The organism is Fischerella sp. JS2 (genome assembly GCF_032393985.1).
In the GTDB taxonomy this organism is placed as follows: Bacteria; Cyanobacteriota; Cyanobacteriia; order Cyanobacteriales; family Nostocaceae; genus Fischerella.
The window spans coordinates 3319644-3339447 of the sequence record NZ_CP135918.1 but is presented as its reverse complement, the minus strand read 5'-3'; the positions used below and the strand labels follow the sequence as shown (position 1 = coordinate 3339447).

14 protein-coding genes are annotated in these 19804 nt (G+C 40.3%); 9 read left to right on the top strand and 5 right to left on the bottom strand.

Features of this window, described 5'->3' with window-relative positions; translation table 11 throughout:
• The first annotated feature begins 217 nt into the window (after positions 1–217).
• The 3 genes from RS893_RS14040 (at position 218) to RS893_RS14030 (ending at position 2528) form a co-directional block, all read left to right on the top strand.
• Positions 218–1264: a methyltransferase gene (locus tag RS893_RS14040; RefSeq protein WP_315791702.1), complete on the top strand. Its 1047-nt coding sequence runs from the start codon at positions 218–220 to the stop codon at positions 1262–1264.
• A 191-nt stretch (positions 1265–1455) separates the two neighbouring features.
• Positions 1456–1962: a helix-turn-helix domain-containing protein gene (locus RS893_RS14035; protein WP_315785251.1), complete on the top strand. Its 507-nt coding sequence runs from the start codon at positions 1456–1458 to the stop codon at positions 1960–1962.
• Positions 1953–2528 carry an IS630 family transposase gene (locus RS893_RS14030; protein WP_315785248.1) on the top strand — a complete coding sequence of 192 codons (576 nt, stop codon included), beginning with the start codon at positions 1953–1955 and terminating at the stop codon, positions 2526–2528. Before RS893_RS14035 ends, RS893_RS14030 begins: the two co-directional genes overlap by 10 nt.
• Here RS893_RS14030 and RS893_RS14025 read toward each other — a convergent pair.
• From RS893_RS14025 to RS893_RS14005, 5 genes are all read right to left on the bottom strand, one after another.
• On the bottom strand, positions 2505–5924 hold the full coding sequence (locus tag RS893_RS14025; protein WP_315791701.1) for an amino acid adenylation domain-containing protein: 3420 nt from the start codon (positions 5922–5924) through the stop codon (positions 2505–2507). The genes RS893_RS14030 and RS893_RS14025 overlap by 24 nt on opposite strands.
• A 51-nt stretch (positions 5925–5975) precedes the next feature.
• Positions 5976–7142: a TauD/TfdA family dioxygenase gene (locus tag RS893_RS14020; RefSeq protein WP_315791700.1), complete on the bottom strand. Its 1167-nt coding sequence runs from the start codon at positions 7140–7142 to the stop codon at positions 5976–5978.
• A gap of 38 nt (positions 7143–7180) precedes the next feature.
• The gene (locus RS893_RS14015) at positions 7181–8560 is read right to left on the bottom strand and encodes an ATP-grasp domain-containing protein (protein WP_315791972.1); all 1380 of its coding nucleotides are present in this window, start codon (positions 8558–8560) and stop codon (positions 7181–7183) included.
• 149 nt (positions 8561–8709) lie between these two features.
• Entirely contained in the window at positions 8710–9546 is an 837-nt protein-coding gene (locus RS893_RS14010; RefSeq protein ID WP_315791699.1) for an O-methyltransferase, read from the bottom strand.
• Positions 9547–9550: 4 nt separating this feature from the next.
• A complete protein-coding gene (locus RS893_RS14005; RefSeq protein ID WP_315791698.1) occupies positions 9551–10780 on the bottom strand; it encodes a sedoheptulose 7-phosphate cyclase in 1230 nt (409 codons plus the stop codon).
• Between the two features lie 1058 nt (positions 10781–11838).
• Between RS893_RS14005 and RS893_RS14000 the strand changes: the two genes are divergently transcribed.
• From RS893_RS14000 to RS893_RS13975, 6 genes are all read left to right on the top strand, one after another.
• Positions 11839–12627 carry a hypothetical protein gene (locus RS893_RS14000; protein WP_315791697.1) on the top strand — a complete coding sequence of 263 codons (789 nt, stop codon included), beginning with the start codon at positions 11839–11841 and terminating at the stop codon, positions 12625–12627.
• A 258-nt stretch (positions 12628–12885) separates the two neighbouring features.
• Positions 12886–13692, top strand: a complete 807-nt coding sequence (locus RS893_RS13995; protein ID WP_315791971.1) for an aminotransferase class IV — start codon at positions 12886–12888, stop codon at positions 13690–13692.
• A 250-nt stretch (positions 13693–13942) separates the two neighbouring features.
• Positions 13943–15787 carry an ATP-dependent zinc metalloprotease FtsH3 gene (ftsH3, locus tag RS893_RS13990; RefSeq protein ID WP_315791696.1) on the top strand — a complete coding sequence of 615 codons (1845 nt, stop codon included), beginning with the start codon at positions 13943–13945 and terminating at the stop codon, positions 15785–15787.
• A gap of 458 nt (positions 15788–16245) precedes the next feature.
• On the top strand, positions 16246–17802 hold the full coding sequence (locus tag RS893_RS13985; protein WP_315791695.1) for a phosphate ABC transporter substrate-binding/OmpA family protein: 1557 nt from the start codon (positions 16246–16248) through the stop codon (positions 17800–17802).
• A gap of 88 nt (positions 17803–17890) precedes the next feature.
• On the top strand, positions 17891–18925 hold the full coding sequence (locus tag RS893_RS13980; protein ID WP_315791694.1) for an ABC transporter substrate-binding protein: 1035 nt from the start codon (positions 17891–17893) through the stop codon (positions 18923–18925).
• Positions 18903–19769, top strand: a complete 867-nt coding sequence (locus RS893_RS13975; RefSeq protein WP_315791693.1) for an ABC transporter permease — start codon at positions 18903–18905, stop codon at positions 19767–19769. The genes RS893_RS13980 and RS893_RS13975 overlap by 23 nt, the downstream gene beginning before the upstream one ends.
• Positions 19770–19804 lie beyond the last annotated feature (35 nt).

Sequence of the window (19804 nt, the reverse complement as noted above, 5' to 3'; positions counted from 1 at the left end):
TAACGAACCGCAAAGTACGCATTAAACGCGCTCATAGGCTACTTACCCTTCGGAAACCCTTTCAGGGAACAGAAGCCACTTCGTGTCTACCCGCAGGGTAGAACACAAAGGAAGAAGGAAAAGAAGAAAAACGAAGAATAAGTTCACCAATCAAAATTTTTGCGATAGACCACTAGATAGAAAATAGTGTAAAGTTTTTAAAACGGAGAAATAGAATTTGTTAGGAACAACTTCGGCATCCAAAAAGCTTGCTCAGATGATCTATGGCTACTGGCAAAGTCAGTGCCTTTATATAGCAACAAACTTAGGTATACCTAACCTTTTGCAATCAGAACCAATGAGTGTGGAAACAATCGCAAAAGCAACCTCCACAAAAGTAGAAACTTTGTATGTTGTGCTGCGCGCTCTAGCTCATTTGGGTGTATTTGTAGAAAAGCCAGGACGTGTATTTGCAGCAACAGAACTTTCAGAACAACTGATTACAAATGCAGAACCTTCTGTTGGACATTTCCTACTACATATTGCAGAACCTAGTATGTGGGATGCATGGAGGGAACTAGGGAATTCCTTAAAAACAGGGGAAGTAGCTTTTGAGAGAGCCCATGGCAAGAAATTTTACGAATTTTTCATGACAGAAAACCCCGATAGTAGAAATCTGTTCAACAATGCCATGAGCTTTTTAACGAATCAGGCAATTGATTCACTATTTGAGGTTTATGACTTTAGTCAGTTTGATACAGTTATGGACGTTGGAGGCAATCAAGGCGCACTGATTGCCCATATTATCAAAAAATTCGGCTGTAAAGGCATATTGTTTGACCTACCGCATGAGGTTCAGACAGCTCCTACTTTTCTAGCAAAGCAGGGACTTAGTGAAGATGCAGTGCAAATCATTGGTGGTAATGCTTTGGAGGAAATACCAAAGGGTGCAGATGCGATCGTAATGAAGTATTTCCTCTCTGTTTTCAGTGTTGAAGACGCGATCAAAGTACTAACTCGGTGTAGAGAAGCTCTCCCGCCACAAGGTAAGCTAATACTTCTACAAACACTAGTTCCACCTCGTGGTGCGCCTGTAGAATATCCGGATGGAACTATCCCAGCTCTTGCCGCAGTTCAGATGATGGTAACGAATCCAGGGGGTTACTGGCGCACGGAACAAGAATATAAGGATCTATTTGAAGCTAGTGGCTTTCAATTGCAACAAGTTATTTATACAGGAACTAGCCTGACGGTGATGGAATTTCAAAAGTCTTCAGTCTACTGATAATTAACACTCCTAATATTGCTTGGTTAAGAGTCGGAAATTTATTTTCCGGCTTAAATTTTTTTGAATTGGTATTAGAATCCCTCCAGACATGATTTCAAACGTTCTGCTAAAACTTGTAAATGATACCAATTTGAAAAAAGAATGCGACAGATGGTAAAAATAGACAGAAGTAGCATTCAGGGTATGTGATGGTAGGGGTAACACAGATCGAGATAGTTGATAGTGTCGAGGAACTAGAGAAGTTGCTCAGACATCAAAAACAGTCTCGGAGCAAAGAACGTATACAAGCCCTATATCTGATTAAAGGGCAAGAAATGAGTGTAAGTGAGATTGCTAAAATCTTGGGAAAACATCGAGCTACAGTACATCGATGGTTGGCAGATTATCGAGAAGGAGGAATTGAGGCGGTTGTTGAATTTGGAACGAGTTCAGGTCGAAAAAGAGCAATACCAGATTGGGCTGTATCGAGTTTGAAAAAACAACTCGAACAACCAGAAGGTGGGTTTCAACGGTACACACAAATACAACATTGGTTAGAAAAAACCTTGGGTGTGCAAGCTGAGTACGCAACTGTACATCATCTGGCACGTTACAGGCTCAAAGCCAAGCTGAAAGTCCCACGTCCGCGTAACCGAAAACAGGACGAAGAAAAACTAGAGTCTTTTAAAAAAAACTCGGTGATGACTTGCAATTAATTGCTCAATACAGTGCCATTATCTTGCCCCAGTACGAAAATATTCGTTATTTTGTACAAGATGAGAGTCGATTTGGACTCAAAACCATTGAAGGACGTAAAATTACTCTTCCCGGAGTTAAGCCTATTGGTGATTGGCAGTGGCAATTTAAAGCGTTCTGGCTATATGGAGCAGTTGAACCACTTACTGGGGAAAGTTTATTTTGGCAGTTTTCTCATGTTGATACCGAATGCTACCAACAATTTTTGAACGAGTTCGCTGCCTGTTATCCCAAATCACTTAACATTCTCCAAGTTGATAACGGCTTATTTCATAAAGCTAAACGTTTACAAATTCCAGAGAATATTGTTCTTTTGTTCCAGCCTGCTCATTCTCCTGAACTGAATCCCATAGAGCGCGTTTGGGAATATCTCAAGCAAGACTTGAAATGGGAGCTATTTGATCACCTGGAGCATCTGCAAACCAAGGTTGCTCAACTCCTAGCTCTCCTCACTCCTCAAATTGCTGCTTCTTTGACTGGTTATGACTTCATCCTCAATGCCTTATCTGTCGCAAACATTTTTTGAATTGGTATGAGGTTCTAAAATGCATGTGTAGTGATTACCAGAAACATCAATAATTTTTATATCTTCGGCATCCATGATAGAAAATAATTCCACCCACACGAGAGTAGGATCGGGAGCCATGAGATGCTTTTCTCTGGCTCTGAACACGGTGACTTTTCCTGGATATGGCTGTTTTGTATAAGAATAAGTTGCCTTTAGCGTTCCAACTAACACATCAACAATACGTCGGTTTTGTTGGCTTTGGTTTGATGGTGGCAATATCTTGACTTGTATTGCTTTATCAAGGATATAGTTAATTTGTTCGTCAGCACTCAAGTGCTTGATTTCATCAGGTGTTACTAGATTATCCTGACCTAACATTCCGCCAAAATACCTAGAAAGAGCGCCAACCAAATAAGGACCGTCAATTTTTTTGTTTTTATCCAAGAGAATAGGAACATAGGAATCCAGGATTGCTAACACAGAAACTTCATGTCCCTGTTTGTGCAATTGCTGGGCCATTTCATACGCCACAACTCCCCCAAATGACCAGCCACCAATAGAGTACGGACCTTGAGGCTGAAATTTCTGAATAGCTTGGATATAAACGCTTGCCATATCCTCGACTCGTGTGAGAGGTTCTTCTTCATGAAACCCTTGTGCTTGCAAGCCATAAAATGGTTGGTCAGCACCTAAATATTGCGCTAGTTTGAAGTAGCACATAACATGACCTCCCGCAGGATGGACGCAGAAAAAAGGTTGCTTGTTACCTTTTGGCTGGATAGGAATTAGGGGAGAGTGATTAAAAGTATCTGCACTGGTATCAAGAAAGTTTGCAAAGTCCTCAATGCTAGGATTAGTGAGGATTGCTGATAAGGGTAATTCTTTAGCAAACTGCTGCTCAATTGCAGCTATTAAGTGGATTGCTAAAAGAGAATTTCCGCCGATTGCAAAAAAGTTGTCTTTAACACCTACTGGCTGAATGTTTAAAACCTCTGACCAGATTTTTGCTAATTCCCTTTCGGTATCATTGCGCGGTGCAACAAATTCATTGTGTTGGCAGAAGCTAGAAACTGTTGGCTTTGGCAAAGCGCGACGATTGACTTTTCCACTAGGAGTCAAAGGTAAGGCATCTAAGATCACAAAAGCTGTTGGTATCATGTAATCTGGTAGCTTCTGTCTGAGAAAATCACGCAGGGTTTCCGGGGTAGGTTGTTCCTGTTGAGCAGTAAAATAAGCTACTATTTGTTTTTCCTCTGATTGATCAGAGCGGGTAATTACAACCGCTTCTCGCACTTGTGGATGACCTGATAAAGCGTTTTCTATTTCCCCAAGTTCGATGCGAAATCCTCGGATTTTTACTTGATTATCTATTCTACTAAGGTATTCAATCGTGCCATCATGTAAGTAACGAGCTAAATCTCCTGTTCTGTAAACACGGGAACCGACTGAGAAGGGATGAGCTATAAACCGTTCAGCTGTGAGTTCAGGACGGTTGAGATAACCGCGTGCAACTCCAACACCACCTATATACAATTCGCCAACAACTCCCACTGGAACTGGTTGGAGATAGGAATCTAATATATAAATTTGTGTATTGGCAATGGGACGACCAATGGGGACTAAAGCATGAGATAGTTTCGTAGTGTCTACTTCACAGACAGTTGACCAAATCGTAGTTTCAGTTGGCCCGTACAAATTCCATACAGCAGCACCTTTTTCTAATAAACGCTGTGCCAAGTCACTGGTTAAGGCTTCGCCACCACAGAGAATTTTTAATTGAGGAGAACCACTCCATCCAGCTGCAAGCAACATCCGCCAGCTAGCTGGAGTGGCTTGCATAACCGTAACAGCAGCTGTATCAATTAACTCTTTCAGTAGCTTACCATCACTAGCTATTTTTTTGGTAGCTAATATCACCTGAGCGCCCGTAGTTAAGGGCAGATATAGTTCCAGAGCCGCAATATCAAATGATACTGTAGTAACTGCTAAAAGAACATCTGACTCTGTGATACCAGGTTGATGCTGCATGGATTTTAAGAAATTGACCACAGCGCTGTGAGGAATTTCTACTCCTTTCGGCTTACCAGTTGAGCCGGAGGTATAAATAACATAAGCCAGATTGTTGGCGGTGGCACGTGGTTCTGGATTGTCTTTGCTATAGGTAGCAATAATTTCGTATTTTGTACGTAAACATACTATTTTTCTATGTTCCTGATCAGTAAATAACTTTTGATTATCAGTCAACAACACCGACACCTGAGAATCAGATAAAATTAACTCCAAACGTTCTTGTGGATAAGCTGGATCTAAAGGCAGGTAAGCTGCGCCAGCTTTCAGGATACCCAAAAGTCCCACTAGCATTTCTAAAGAACGTTCAATGCAAATACCCACTAATACTTCTGGTTTAACTCCGAGTGTTTGTAAATAGTGCGCTAGTTGATTTGCACGCTGATTCAGTTCACGATAGGTAAGCTGTTCCCCTGCAAAAGAGACTGCGATCGCATCTGGTTTTCGCTCTACCTGTGCTTCAATTAATTGGTGGAGACAGATCGTAAGGTCATAATCGGTCTGAGTAGCATTCCATTCAACCAGTATTTTTTCTCGTTCCCTCTCACTCAGCAACGGTAACTGAGCTACTGGCTGTTCTGGATTTGATACAATACTTTCCAGTAAATTCTGAAAATATCTGCTTATCTGAGCAACTGTTGTTTCATCTAACAAATTGCTGTTGTACTGAAAACAACTCTGCAATGATTCAGAAAGCTGGATAACTTGCAAGCTGAAATCAAATTCTAGTTCGATTTGATCACAGTTTCTTGACTGTTTTTTGACTACTGGCTCGAAGAAATTTGATATATTTTCCTGTAGATTTCCATTCTGGAAAGTAAATGAAGCTTGACAAATAGATGAATTACTTGTATTGAACTTTGACTGTAATTCCTTTACCAACAAAGTAAACGGATAATCTTGATAATTCCTGATCTCTAAAACAGTATGACTAACTTGATGCAGAAAGTTTTTAAATGAAATACTTTCGGAAATAAAATCCCGTGATATCACTATATTAGTAAATTGGCTAGCAACTTTTTCAAATTCATGTCTATCTTGCTGATTTATTAGCAAAGCAACAAGAATATCTGTTTCATTTGTATAACGGTAAAGTAAAACTTTAAATGCTGCTAAAAGAAGATTTTCAAGGCTAATACTCTCACGCTTCGCCAGTTCTATTAGTAATTCAGTTAGTCTATTTTCGATTATCAAAGTATAGGAAGAGCAAGCATATTTTTTTATAGAAGAACGCGGTAAAGTTGTGGGTAACTGAAGAAAAGGTAATTCCCCTGCTAACTGTTTCTCCCAATATTCTTTAAGTTCTGAGGTAGAAAGTTGTGTTTTCGTATTAATTAACTCATTCATATTTAATTACCTATGTAATTATTCTACTTAAATATTTCAACCACTTGTTAATCAAGCTGGTTTCAAATCATGAATGTTACACATATTTCCGAAAGCAGTGAGGATTTTGCGTTGAAGTTTAGTATTGAGTCTACTATGAGCAACTTGTAGATTATCTATAACGAGAATATCGCCTTGCTTCCACTGAAAAATAGCTGCATTTTTCCATTCAGCTTCGCCCAATTCTTTCGCTTCTGCTGCCGTCATTGTTGTGTATTGATTATGCTCATTCAAAAAATATGTATTCAGGGTACTAGTTTGCTTTTGCGAACCATCGACAACAGTCGCTGCTGTTGTTAATCCTTGCTGAATTCTTTTGTACAATTTTGCTGGTAGCCAATTGTAATAGAGTCTTTGCCCAAATGAATACCTTTGCCCGATGTTTCGGTACCATTCTCTACTTACTAAACAATCAACAATGCTAAGGCAAAAGCACAGCCTACCAGTTCTCGGGTGAGTGAATAAGGGAATATAAGAACACTCAAAATTAATAGAGCCATCCTCTTCCCATTTAAAATCAAATCCTTGTTTCTGAAGAAGTTTAGTAATCTCCTCTGGTGAGAGTTCCTCGAAGACAATCTTCAATAAATGGTGAGGAACATATCGCACAAATCGTTGAGGAAAGTTACTAATTTTGTGTTTTAAGCTGGGAGATAAGCTATTAAATAACTTTGCCGTATTTATGATAGGAGTTTCCCCATATAGCTCGGGCTGAACTTGGCAAAAAAAAGCAAGTACACTGGGTCTTACTGGTACCATATTGAGTTCATTATGGGGAGCAATAATCGTATCTGGTGGAGCTTCAGAAGAGGTAAAAACTTTATCAGTGATTCGTACACGATGCGCGCTACCAAAGTGATAAAACGACTCCAGTTCAATATTCAGTAGCTCTAAAACTTTTTGAAATTGCTCTGCATCCTCAACTTCAAATCCCCGAAACAAAATAGCTCCGTATGTATCTAGCTGTTTATTGAACCAGTCGCAACTTTCATTGAGTAGCGCTTTTAGAACTGTGAAAGATTTTTCATTGACTGGCTCTATAACTAGAGGTAGTTCTGTTTCAGAACTCGAAAATGTTTTTTCATCATCTTGCAAAAACCGTAATCTTATGTTTTCTAAAATAGAAATCGGAAGATTTTGCATCTTATTCATAAGAGAAAAAATTGCTTTAGTTAGCAACTGAACAATAAGCTTAAGAGTCCCTAATCCATCTAAATTTAATCACCGCCAAATTCGACCAATTTTCCAATATTAAAATCTATCCTGATCCAACCTTTCAGCTTTTGCAAATTTTGCAATAATAGTAAGGGAATTTGGCAGTGATGAACTGTTAAAAAAGGTAGAGGATCATGGAAGCTGTAAATAGCATCTTTACCATGCCAAAAATTTCTTAACCAGGTTCGCAACTGTGAAAAAGAACGAATTCCTGTCAATCGCCAGATTTCGTGATAAGTCCAGTAGGTAGGCTTACTGTTAGCAAGGGGTTGGATTGGTTCTACTTGCGGAGTTTCGCTGAGATACGCATCTGCCACACCAGGATGATTATAAAACATGGTGATGGCTGAATGAGTACGCGGATTACATTCAATAGCGTAGACTGTACCATCTTCTGCTTGAATAAAGTCAAAAGATACTTGTCCCGTGATTCCCAGTGCTTTGACGAAATGTCGCACCCATTCCAAAATTTGGGGATGATCGACATTCTCATAGTTGACTTGGAATGCTGAAGATTCACAACAGCAGTGCATTCTTAACTCGCCATTGCGGACAGTACTGTGGGTGCAATATTCTTTTCCGGGGATGAATTCTTGCATAATCCACGGCTTTTGCGGACTGATGGGTAAGCTTGTGACAAAATCTGCTGTTGCTTGGGGAGTCTCACAAGGAAGCTTAGTTAAGTCTAAGCGACGAACCGAGTCGTAGGGAATGCTTTTGAGGATGTATGGACGCTTTTCTTGGGAAAAGTCGAAGTTAAGAACTTGTTCAGGGTCGCTGATTTTGTAGGATTTGGGAACAGATAAACCTAAACTATATGCTTTCTGGGCAAAGGCGTATTTATCATCCAACATTTGGGTGACATCTGCGTCGCAGTGAAAAACTTCACAGTACTTCGACAGTGTGGGTTTTGCTAAGGAGTCGTAGTAACTAGCAACCGGACTACACACAGGTACATAGACATCGATACTCTCTTTGATCACGATGTCTAATAACGCTTGGGTGTATGCTTCGGGATGATCTTGGGGTGTCGGTACAGTGTAAAAGCGACTTACTGCTTTAGAAAAGCGATGTCCAGTTAACCAGTATTTGTGAGTTTCTAGTAAAACTACTCGATGACCAGCAGCGTGAAAAGAACGGGCAAGTTGCAATGCCTTAGTCATTTTACCGCCACTAATCAAGATATTTTTGGGTTTTGTGGCGATCGCTTTTGGTTGATTACCCAATAGCAGCGACACCAAAACAATCCCAGCATTGATTGGCAATACCAACAATAGCAGTGCAAGAGTACCTAAATTTTTCAACAATGCAGATATGCGATGTCCAAGCGAAACTGACTGGGTTGTTTGCCCAGGAGAAGTAAGAGGAATTGATTGTGTCATGCGATTTGAGATTCGAGATTTGAGATTGTTCCACAGATGAATCTGGAGGTGGTTCATCCTCTAACCAACACCAAGACCCATCTGTGTGCATCAGTGTGTATCAGTGTTCGCCTTCAAAAAAGACCAAGGCAAAACCTATACTATCCTCCTCAAAACAACGATAGGCGAATCAGAGTCACACCATCGCGAAGCGGTAGTATAACTTGTTCTACACGGGAATCGTCAGCAACAATACGATTGAAAAAAGCGATCGCTTCTCCATTAGCTGTACGTTGTTCTGGTGGTAAGTAAACCTGCCCCTGCATTAAAGTGTTATCTACACAGATGATACCGTCGGATGCAAGTAAGTTGTGATCCAAGATGATCTGGAAATACTGCACATATTCTTTCTTGTCAGAATCGATGAATATCAAATCAAATGATTCACCTGCTGCTGCAAGTTTTTGCAGGGTTTCTAAAGCAGGTGCTACTTCCACAGTGATTTTATGACCGTGGGGTGAGTTCTGGAAGCAATTTTGAGCAAAGCTAGCGACATAAGGGTCTACTTCACAGGCTACTACTCGCCCATCATCAGGTAATGCTTCTGCCATTGCTAAGGCAGAATATCCTGTGAACATTCCCACTTCTAGAACATTTTTCGCCTTGGTCATGTGAACAAACATCTTTAATGTCTGTCCCTCAACGTGTCCAGAAAGCATTTCCTGTTCTAGTTGACGCACTGTTTCGCCATCAGTAAAACGTCGTGTCCAGTCTTCGCTGCTGGTTTGCTGCACCAGTGTAGCCAAGGCCTCAGATTCAGGAGTAGTATGGTCACTTATGTAAGGATCTAAACCTACTGCTAATTGATATGCCTGTCGCAATGCAGTTACAACCTGTTCAGGAGTATTTGCTGATTCTGCCAAAGCAAGGGTTTTTTGCAATTGTTCCACCAAGATACCGTGGGGAGTGACGGGTCTTGCCGTGTTTTTATCAACAACGCTAGTCACGGTTTTACACTCCTACCATCGTAGATTTTTCTGTACTGATGTAGGCATCAATACCGTCTCCACTCCGGGGATATGCTGCACATAAATCCTTATGGGCAATCAAAGCTTGATTCAATTCTTCACGGGTCAGGTCGTTGACAAAGAAACACTCACCAATTGATCTAGGCATGGCGGCCCGTTGTTTACCGTCTCTTGTTTGGGTAATCGATTGGGTAGCGCGCCATAACAAATCACTATCTAACAGGGGATGATCAAGGGCTAAACCTAGACGACTCATCAACTCAAGGATGCGATCGCGTTCCGCTACAGTAATATATCCCCGTCGTTCGGCAATCGTTGCTGATAACGCCATATCGATATTAACAGCATGACCATGATACAGGGGAATGCGTGGAGCTAATTCTAGAGTTGGACTCCAAGTATGCCCATAAGCAATAACGCGATCAAGGTCTAATTCATGCAAGTTGGGAGTCTCTAACTCCAGCATGGTTTTTATAGCTTCGTAGTTCACTTTGTGAGCGATATGTTGCAGTTCTGGCGTACCGTTGAGATAGCCAAAGTGTGTATGTAGCAAGTCTTCTCCATACTCATACAGCAAGTCAAATACCTCTGCATTCGCCACCACCGCAATTTTCACTAGTTCTGCCATTCCATTGCGGACTTGGGCAGTTGGTAGTGTCTTGAGGAAGGAAAAATCTAGAATGACTTTCTGCGGTGCATGGTAAGCACCCAGACGATTTTTCAGCTTTTTATGATTGACTGCGACTTTAATGGCAATACCAGCATCTATCAGACCAATCAAAGTCGTGGGAATGCGAATATAGTTAGTACTGCGACGGTAAGCAGCACAAGCAAAACCCACTACATCAGTCACTAAACCACCACCAATTACTAAAACAGGTTCTTTACGAATTAAGCCAAAATCAGCAAAAGCATCAACTATTTGCTCAAAAGTTGCCATAGTTTTGGCAGTTTCATTAATAGTGATTGGAAACACAGTTAAGTCTATGTCGTAATAACGAAAATATGACTTAATTTGCTCTCCATACAGACGATAGACATTAGCATCTACTACAGCTAAACAACGCCCAAACTTCTGATAGCTATCAGCAATTTCTGCGTTTTTTATATTAAATGCCCCATTGATATAAACCAGGCTAAACTCTATTTTTTCGTAGCCAGACACATGAAATACTGTTTCAGTAGCTGTAAAACTTGCCTGCGGAATACCCATCGATTTTGTCCTTTATACTGAATGTTTTGAGTCAATTTGATCAATATCCATGTTGAATCTAATTGCTTTTCCACTTTAGGTCACAAGCAATTTACAACAACATATCAGTAGGAATATTACTCTCTATTACTGATATGTTTTGGATATTAATCAACAATAAAAAGTTAAATCTTATAAGCTATCTTTATCAATTCTCTAATTACATACATATAGACATAGATAGCCTATAAAACTTAATTAAATACCTAGTCGTATTCAAATAAAAACCACAAGAAAACTACATCTATTCCTTAATAAGGATGTATTATTTTCCTATTGCCTTTGAAAACAACACGGTATTAATGCCAATTTTATTGGCGATAAAAATATTAATTTTTTGATTTATAGCTGCTCTCCTGCTGCTAGAACTAGCAGGACTTTTATAGTGGAAAACTTTCTTTGTCTATCTCCTAGCTTCCACTTCAGATTACAGCCCTGATTGATCTTCAGTTCGCTGTTTTTTAGCATCTATCTAGAACCTTGCTACTGGTTTAAAAAGTTATAATTACCCGTACTTGACAGGGCTGGAAATAATACTCAACTTCAAAGCCGAATCTAGCGATATTACCTTGTTAATATTCAAAGTAATAACACAATGGGAGTACTTAGACCAATAAAAGAATGAAATCTGGTCAATTAACTTTGTTAACAAAATTTAGCTTAACTCTAATAGAGAAAATATCTACCAAAGTATATATTAATATAATTTATTTTTTCAATGATTTAAATAAATATTAAATATAAATTCTAGATATACAAAATATGGTATTACACTCTTAGCAATTACCCCAAAATCTTCCAGACACGAGGAGAAAATGAGCTTAAATTTCAAAAACGTAGACGCGTAAGCGGCTTAAGGCAGGGTACACTGATGCACATAGATAAACACAGATGGATCATGACTTTGCTGTTAAGTTAATCTCCGTTCCCTATTTTCAAGTCAATGAACACTGTTACTTTCTCAGAAAACAGGGAACTATATATCTATGGTCTGATGCTTATTTGCTAATTAAGTAGTAATGCTAGTTTTCTCTCGTCAAACTATAGGTACTTTTTTCACAGCTTGTCTGGGTATTTTTGGAGTTAGTTTGTTGCAATTTCCACATATGCAGCAACTGATCTCTACTCATAAAACTACTCCATTAGAAACTTTAGAAAGAGAAATAAACAAAGAAAAACTGCGACTGAATTTGCTCAAACAAATGCCGAGTTTTGGCTACAATAACTTAATAGCCAACTGGATATATCTAGATTTTTTACAATACTTTGGTGATGATGAAGTTCGCGCGAAAACAGGTTACGCCCTTAGCCCAGAATATTTTGAAGTCATCTTAAAACGAGATCCGCGATTTTTAGAAGCTTACTTGAGTCTTTCTACCAGTACTTCTATGTATGCTGCTATGCCAGAGCGTTCCATAACATTGATGAAAAATGGTTTAAAATCTCTTTCCCCTTGGGTTCCCTACAAATCTTACTATGTGTGGCGTTATAGGGGCATTGATGAATTATTATTTTTGGGAGATTCTCACAGTGCCAAACAATCTTTTCAAGAAGCCGCAAACTGGGCTAGTAACCATACTGATGGAGAAAGTAAACAGGTAGCAGAATTTTCCCAAAAAACAGCTGACTTTTTAAAGCGCAATCCTGATAGTAAATATGCTCAAATTGCGACTTGGATGATGGTATTAAATAATCAGGTTGACGAAAAAACTCGCCAAAGAGCAATTAGTGCTATAGAAGCTTTAGGAGGAAAAGTCATAAAAAATCCTGACGGTTCCACTAGGATTAAATTACCTCAGCAAGATTAGGTCAATTGTCATTTGTCATTTGTTGGTAGTTAGTGGTTAGTTGTTAGTGGTTAGTTGTTAGTGGGTACAGACGCGATGTTCCTCGCGTCTGTACATTAGTGGTTAGTAGTTGTTTAATACTTACTCCACCCTACGGGAAGCCACTTGCGTGTCTACACACTCCCCACACTCCACCCTTACCTTAAGTCGCTGGCGCGTCTACGGCAATCGCTCGTGGGGGCCGGTGAGTTCCCCATTGCCCCTAATCCCCACCTCCCCATGTCCCTCTACTGGTACGACGGCCAATTAATTTATTCTCAAACTCTAGAGTTACCGATTGACGATCCAGGCTTAATTTATGGAGCGACGGTTTTTACAACTTTGCGCGTATATAATCACTCGTTAGATCATAAATTCACTAACTGGCAAGCTCACTGCGATCGCTTGAAATTTAGTTTACAGGTTTTTGATTTGTCAATACCACATTTTGGGCAATTACGTCAAGGTGCAGAATTAATCATGGCGCATTTCCCCGTCCTGAGAATATCTGTATTTCCCGATGGGCGGGAATGGATTACTGGTAGAGAATTACCAAAAGATTTACCAGAAAAACAAAATCATGGCGTTTCAGCTATCTTGGCGTCACTGAAATACAATCGCAGTTTACCTAATCACAAAACTGGAAATTATCTTAGTGCTTGGTTAGCCAGAAAGGATGCCCAGAAATTAAATACTCAAGAAGCGATATTAGTAGATACTCTGGGCAATTGGCTAGAAACAACAGGTGGTAATCTTTTCGGGTGGTGGGATGGTTGCTGGTGGACACCTCCCTTATCCGTAGGAATTTTACCGGGAATAATGCGATCGCAACTGCTCAACTTGTTGCAACAACAGCAGCAGGTAGTGCGAGAGGAACCCTGGACACCAGAACTAGTCAAAAAATTGCAAGCGATCGCCTATTGCAACAGTGTGGTTGAAATTGTTCCGATCCACACCGTCATTCAGCCTACTGGCTCGCTACAATATAATCCCTACCATCCTTGTTTTCAACAAATACAGAAATTCTTCAAAATACACAATGGCTGAGACAAACACATTAAACTTTCTACCTTCTGCCTTGAAAGTAACCTCACCCCGGCTACGCCACCCCTCTCCTTAGTAAGGAGAGGGGGAGGGGGTGAGGTTTTTTCATGCCTAGTGGTGAAATCATTGGCACTGCCTCTGCCTTCTGCTTTCATGTACTAGCATTGTAGGTGTGGAATTTGGTATACCTTAAGATAAGTTAACATAATTCTTAAAATGCCCTCGCACGAAAAATTTAGGAGGATTGACCTCAGTGAATAATAAACGGTGGAGAAATGCGGGGCTGTACGCACTGCTTTTTATTGTTGTCATTGCTCTTGGGACAGCATTTTTTGACAAGCAACCCCAAAGCAGAGAGACATGGCGATACAGTCAATTTATTCAAGAAGTCCGAGCTGGCAAGGTAGAGAAAGTCAGTATTAGTGCGGATCGGTCTACAGCTGTAGTCACTCCCAAATTCGATTCCAAGAAGAAATTGGTGACTTTGGTTAATGACCCTAACCTCATTAACGAACTTAACGAACAAAACGTTGATATTATTGTTTTGCCTCAAACCGACGAAGGATTCTGGTTTAAGGCACTCAGCAGCTTATTCTTCCCCGTATTACTTTTGGTAGGCTTGTTCTTCTTGTTGCGCCGCGCCCAAAATGGCCCTGGTAGCCAAGCTATGAACTTTGGTAAATCTAAAGCCAGAGTGCAAATGGAACCACAAACCCAAGTTACTTTCGGGGATGTTGCTGGTATTGACCAAGCCAAGCTGGAATTAAACGAAGTCGTAGACTTTTTGAAAAACGCTGATCGCTTTACTGCTGTTGGAGCCAAAATCCCTAAAGGTGTGTTGCTAGTAGGTCCTCCCGGAACTGGTAAAACTTTATTGGCTAGGGCTGTAGCAGGTGAAGCAGGTGTCCCTTTCTTCTCCATCTCTGGTTCTGAGTTCGTAGAAATGTTTGTGGGTGTGGGTGCATCCCGCGTCCGTGACTTATTTGAGCAAGCTAAAGCCAATGCACCTTGCATCGTCTTCATCGATGAAATTGACGCTGTGGGTCGGCAGCGTGGTGCAGGTTTAGGCGGTGGTAACGATGAACGGGAACAAACCCTCAACCAGTTACTTACAGAAATGGATGGTTTTGAAGGTAACACCGGCATCATTATTATTGCTGCGACTAACCGTCCCGACGTTTTGGACGCAGCCTTATTGCGTCCCGGTCGCTTTGATCGTCAAGTAGTTGTAGACCGCCCAGACTACTCTGGACGTGTGGAAATTCTCAAAGTTCACGCCCGTGGCAAGACTCTAGCAAAAGATGTGGACTTAGATAAAATTGCCCGTCGCAGTCCTGGGTTTACAGGTGCGGATTTATCTAACCTGCTCAACGAAGCCGCGATTCTGGCTGCACGCCGTAACCTGACCGAAATTTCGATGGATGAAATTAACGATGCGATCGATCGCGTTTTGGCAGGGCCAGAAAAGAAAGACCGGGTAATGAGCGAAAAGCGCAAAGCACTGGTAGCATACCACGAAGCTGGTCACGCTTTAGTTGGGGCGCTGATGCCAGACTATGACCCTGTGCAAAAAATTAGCATCATTCCCCGTGGTCGTGCTGGTGGTTTAACTTGGTTTACCCCCAGCGAAGACCGTATGGATAGCGGTTTGTTTAGCCGTTCCTATCTGGAGAATCAGATGGCAGTGGCGTTAGGTGGTCGTATTGCTGAAGAATTAATCTTTGGTGAAGAAGAAGTGACAACTGGTGCTTCTAACGACCTGCAACAAGTAGCACGTGTTGCTCGTCAAATGGTAACTCGCTTCGGTATGAGTGATAAACTCGGTCCAGTTGCCCTTGGTCGCCAGCAAGGCAATATGTTCTTGGGTCGCGATATCATGTCAGAACGTGATTTCTCCGAAGAAACTGCTGCTGCGATTGATGAAGAAGTTCGTCAATTAGTAGATTCAGCTTATGCCCGTGCTAAGCAAGTATTGACACAAAACCGTCACATTCTCGATCAACTTGCAGAAATGTTAGTTGAGAAGGAAACTGTAGATGCCGAAGAGTTGCAAGAACTTTTGGCAAACAACGATGTAAAAACAGCAGCGTTTGCGTAATTGTTGAGGAGTTAAGAGAAAAATAATTAACTCTTTATTGTTTACCCCATAACTCTTATATCTCAGGGTAATTCTTGGATTTTCTAAGATTGCCCTGATTTTTTTAGCGTCTACGTGTCTACAAACTTTTTCCAAAATCTAAAATCCAAAATTGGTATAAGTACTTTCTCTAAGTAAAGTTAAATTTGCTTAATAACAAGTAATCTCACTATAAGTAAATCAAAAGTGACATTTTGACAGATTCTTCATATATTCAGTCCCTGGCTTTTCTCAGTAAAAAAATACCGAAGTTGTCATATTTTCTTAATAAAAAGTAAATCTTAAGAGTTGCGTTAGTCTTGTATGATTGTTGCTGATCGAACACTCAACTTGTAGTGAAAATACATTCTAACACTTAAGATTAATAGATAAATCTTACCCAGTTCTGCCTAATATTACTTGTATGGCACAAGGGTTATATGAAACAAAAAGAGAATTTATTCGTAATAGTGCTGAGCATGGCAGTAGGATTGTCATCTTTTGTTTTTATCAGTACTTGGTTGCTCGATCAATATTTGCCTTCGATAATAAGCACAAAAAATAACTCAAAAACAGAAACGATAAAGAAATTAATAGTTTCGGGCAATGATTTCAGTGGCTATAGCACTTTCCGTAGTCAGGCTTTTCAAAAAGCACTCAAAGAAGCTGGATTAGAAAATGTACATTATCAACAGGAATTGAGTTTTGGTAAATTGGCAGAACACCTGAATCAGGGAAAAGCCGATTTTATCCTGACGACACTCGACCAGTTCCTTGTAAATCCAACTCAGGGAAAAATAGTTGGCTTGATTGATACAACAGTTGGGGCTGATGCAGTTGTCCTGAATACGAAAAAATATCCCAACCTAAAATCGCTAATAGATCTACCCCAACTCATTCAACAAGCAAATGCCAAAGGACAGCAATTGAGTATTGCTTTTGCAGGTGATACTCCCAGTGAGTATTTAGCAATGGTTCTGAGTAGCAAATTTGAAGCCTTCAAGCTATCAGATTTCCAAGTCAAGAAAGTGGCGGATGCAGGTGAAGCTTGGAAATTGTTGCAAGACCCGAATGATAACGTTGCGATCGCCGTTGTTTGGGAACCTTATGTTAGTCAGGCTCGGCAACAAGGGTACACAGTAGTTCTATCTAGCAAAGATGCTCCAGGCACAATTGTTGATGTGATCGTTGCTAGTGATCGCCTTGTGCAATCTCAGCCTGGGGTCGTCGAACAATTTTTATCGGCTTACTATCAACAAATGGATGCCAATATACGTGATGCTTCACGCTTGCAAGCAGAAATAGCCTCTGTTAGCAATCTATCCCCTAACGAAGCAGTGATTGCCATCAGAGGTATCGATTTTTTCAACTCTTTAGAAGCCCAAAAATGGCTCACAGACGGCACACTCAATAAAAAAATTCGCTCAACTGCGGCAGTGCTAACATTAGCAGGAAAACGGAAAGAGGTTCCCTTTAGTTCAGAGAATTTATACAAATCTGAATTAATCGCTCTCTCTGCACAAAATACAAAGAATCTGATTGATGAAGTGCGTCTTGATAATCCAGACTTAGCTAAAAAGCTTGAAGGTCAGGAGATTGCTTCAATTCCGAATTTAAACCCGAACCAAATTGGAACTGCTCCTAATATTGGTAACTTGCAATTGCGAGGAGAGGTCAAATTCAAGACTGATTCTGCCCTACTGACTGATGAAGCTCGTCTAACCCTAAATAAACTAGCTCAAGAAATTGCAGATTTCAATGAACAAACAGTTGCACTAAGAGTCATTGGTCATACTTCTCGGGTTGGTGATGTACAAGCTAATCAAAAGCTAAGTCAACAAAGGGCAGAGGAAGTAGTGAAATATCTACGTCAGCGTGGCTTGAAGCACAACATTATTGCTGAAGGTAAGGGATCAAAAGCGCCGTTACCAGGATTACCCGCAGAAGATCGGCGCAATCAACGTACAGAAATCCGCCTAGTTCGCCTTGATAACTAGTAAAGAGTCAATAACTGTTCGCCTTATGATCGCACTATTTGAGTAAGCTGTTAATTGAGTGACAATTTTTGGTCTTTCCACGAACTATATGAAACCACGCGCTTTACTAGCTTTATTTGCTGTGTTTTTAATCAGTTTGATTGTGACAGTTAGCTGCACTCGACAAATCACTACACCAAACACGAACACTGCAACACCTGTAGCCACTACTCCCATGAAATTAGGTTTAAATATTTGGGCTGGGTTCTTTCCTTGGGAAGTAGCTAAAGAACAAAAGCTGTTTGAAGCAAATAAAGTCAATGTAGATTTGAAGTGGTTTGATGCTTATTTAGACTCAATTAATGCTTTGAGAGCAGGTCAACTGGACGCGAACGGACAAACGTTAAACGATGTGATCAGTTCGGTTGCAGCTGGCTCAGATCAAATTGTTGTTCTAACCATCGACAACTCAACTGGTAGTGACAAAGTTATTGTCCGTGAAGGAATTAATAGTATCGCTGATCTCAAAGGTAAAAAAGTTGCAGCAGAAGAAGGAACCGTTGACCACTTTCTACTACTTCTGGGATTAACAAAAGCAGGTTTAACTCAAGCAGATATTCAATTTCGACCACTAGAAACAGGTGCTGCTGCTGCTGCTTTTGTAGCAGGACAAGTAGATGCTGTTGGAGTATTTGCACCTTTTACTACAAAGGCTTTATCTCGTCCTGGCAGCAAAGAATTATTCAGTTCTAAAGATTTTCCTGGTGCAATTTCCGATCATTTAGTTGTTAGTCGCAAAACACTTAACGAACGTCCTCAAGATGTTCAAGCTTTGGTAAATAGTTGGTTTGCAACCTTAGATTTCATTGAAGCTAATTCTCAAAAGTCCTATGAAATTATGGCGAAACGTGCTGGAGTTTCAGTTTCGGAATATAAGAAGTTCTCAACAGGTGTGACCCTGTTAGGACTATCCGAGAATTTGAAAGCATTTCGCCCCGGTCAAGACATGACATCACTACAGTATGCTGCTGGAGAAATTAGCAATTTTCTCATTAAAACTGGTCTAGCAAAACAAGCACCTGATTTAAGCAAATTATTTGATGATCGCTTTGTCAAGGCCTATGCTGCCAAGAAAAAATCATAGCCAAAATGCTGAAGATTTAAAAGTATTCTATTCTAGACATCCTCAAAAAATGTTGCCAGGATCTATTTTTTGGCGCATTGCTGAGGATATTCCGCAAAATCTGGCGTGGACGTTAATGTTTTTGTCCATCACTGTTCCTTTTCTACTTTGGTGGATGATCACTAGCACTGGTTTGGTTTCACCACTATTTCTGCCTTCTCCTAGTCAAGTTTTGGGTGCATTTCAAAGACTTTTAGCAAGTGGGGATTTGCAAACAGATACTACCTTTAGCTTGTTTCGAGTATCGATTGGATTTTTACTGGTGGCTGTTGTTTCCATCCCATTAGGATTGTTGATGGGGGCTTTCGCCAGTATTCGAGCGTTACTTGAACCTATAATTGGTATTGTGCGTTATATGCCTGCTCCAGCGTTTATTCCCTTACTAATTTTGTATTTTGGTGTGGAAGAAACGTCAAAAATCATGCTCATTTTTCTTGGTGGCATATTTTTTAATACACTCATGGTAATGGATGCTGTGAAATTTGTACCTAAAGATTTATTGGAAAGTGCTTATACTTTAGGTGCAAAAAATAGACAAGTTTTACTGCAAGTCATCTTTCCATCTGTTCTTCCCAGCATCATTGATGCCTGTCGCGTCAATATAGCAGGGGCTTGGAATTTAGTTATTGTTTCTGAGTTAATAGCAGCGACAGAAGGTTTAGGTCGTCGTATTAGTGTTGCTCAAAGGTTTCTCAAAACTGAAGAAATTTTTGCTAGTTTGATTGTCATTGGATTGATTGGTTTGGTAATTGATTTATTTTTTAGATTCTTGCTATATGTGGTTTGTTGGTGGGCGACTGATTAGATTTATCCCAAGAGTTAATGAGGATATAAAACTCT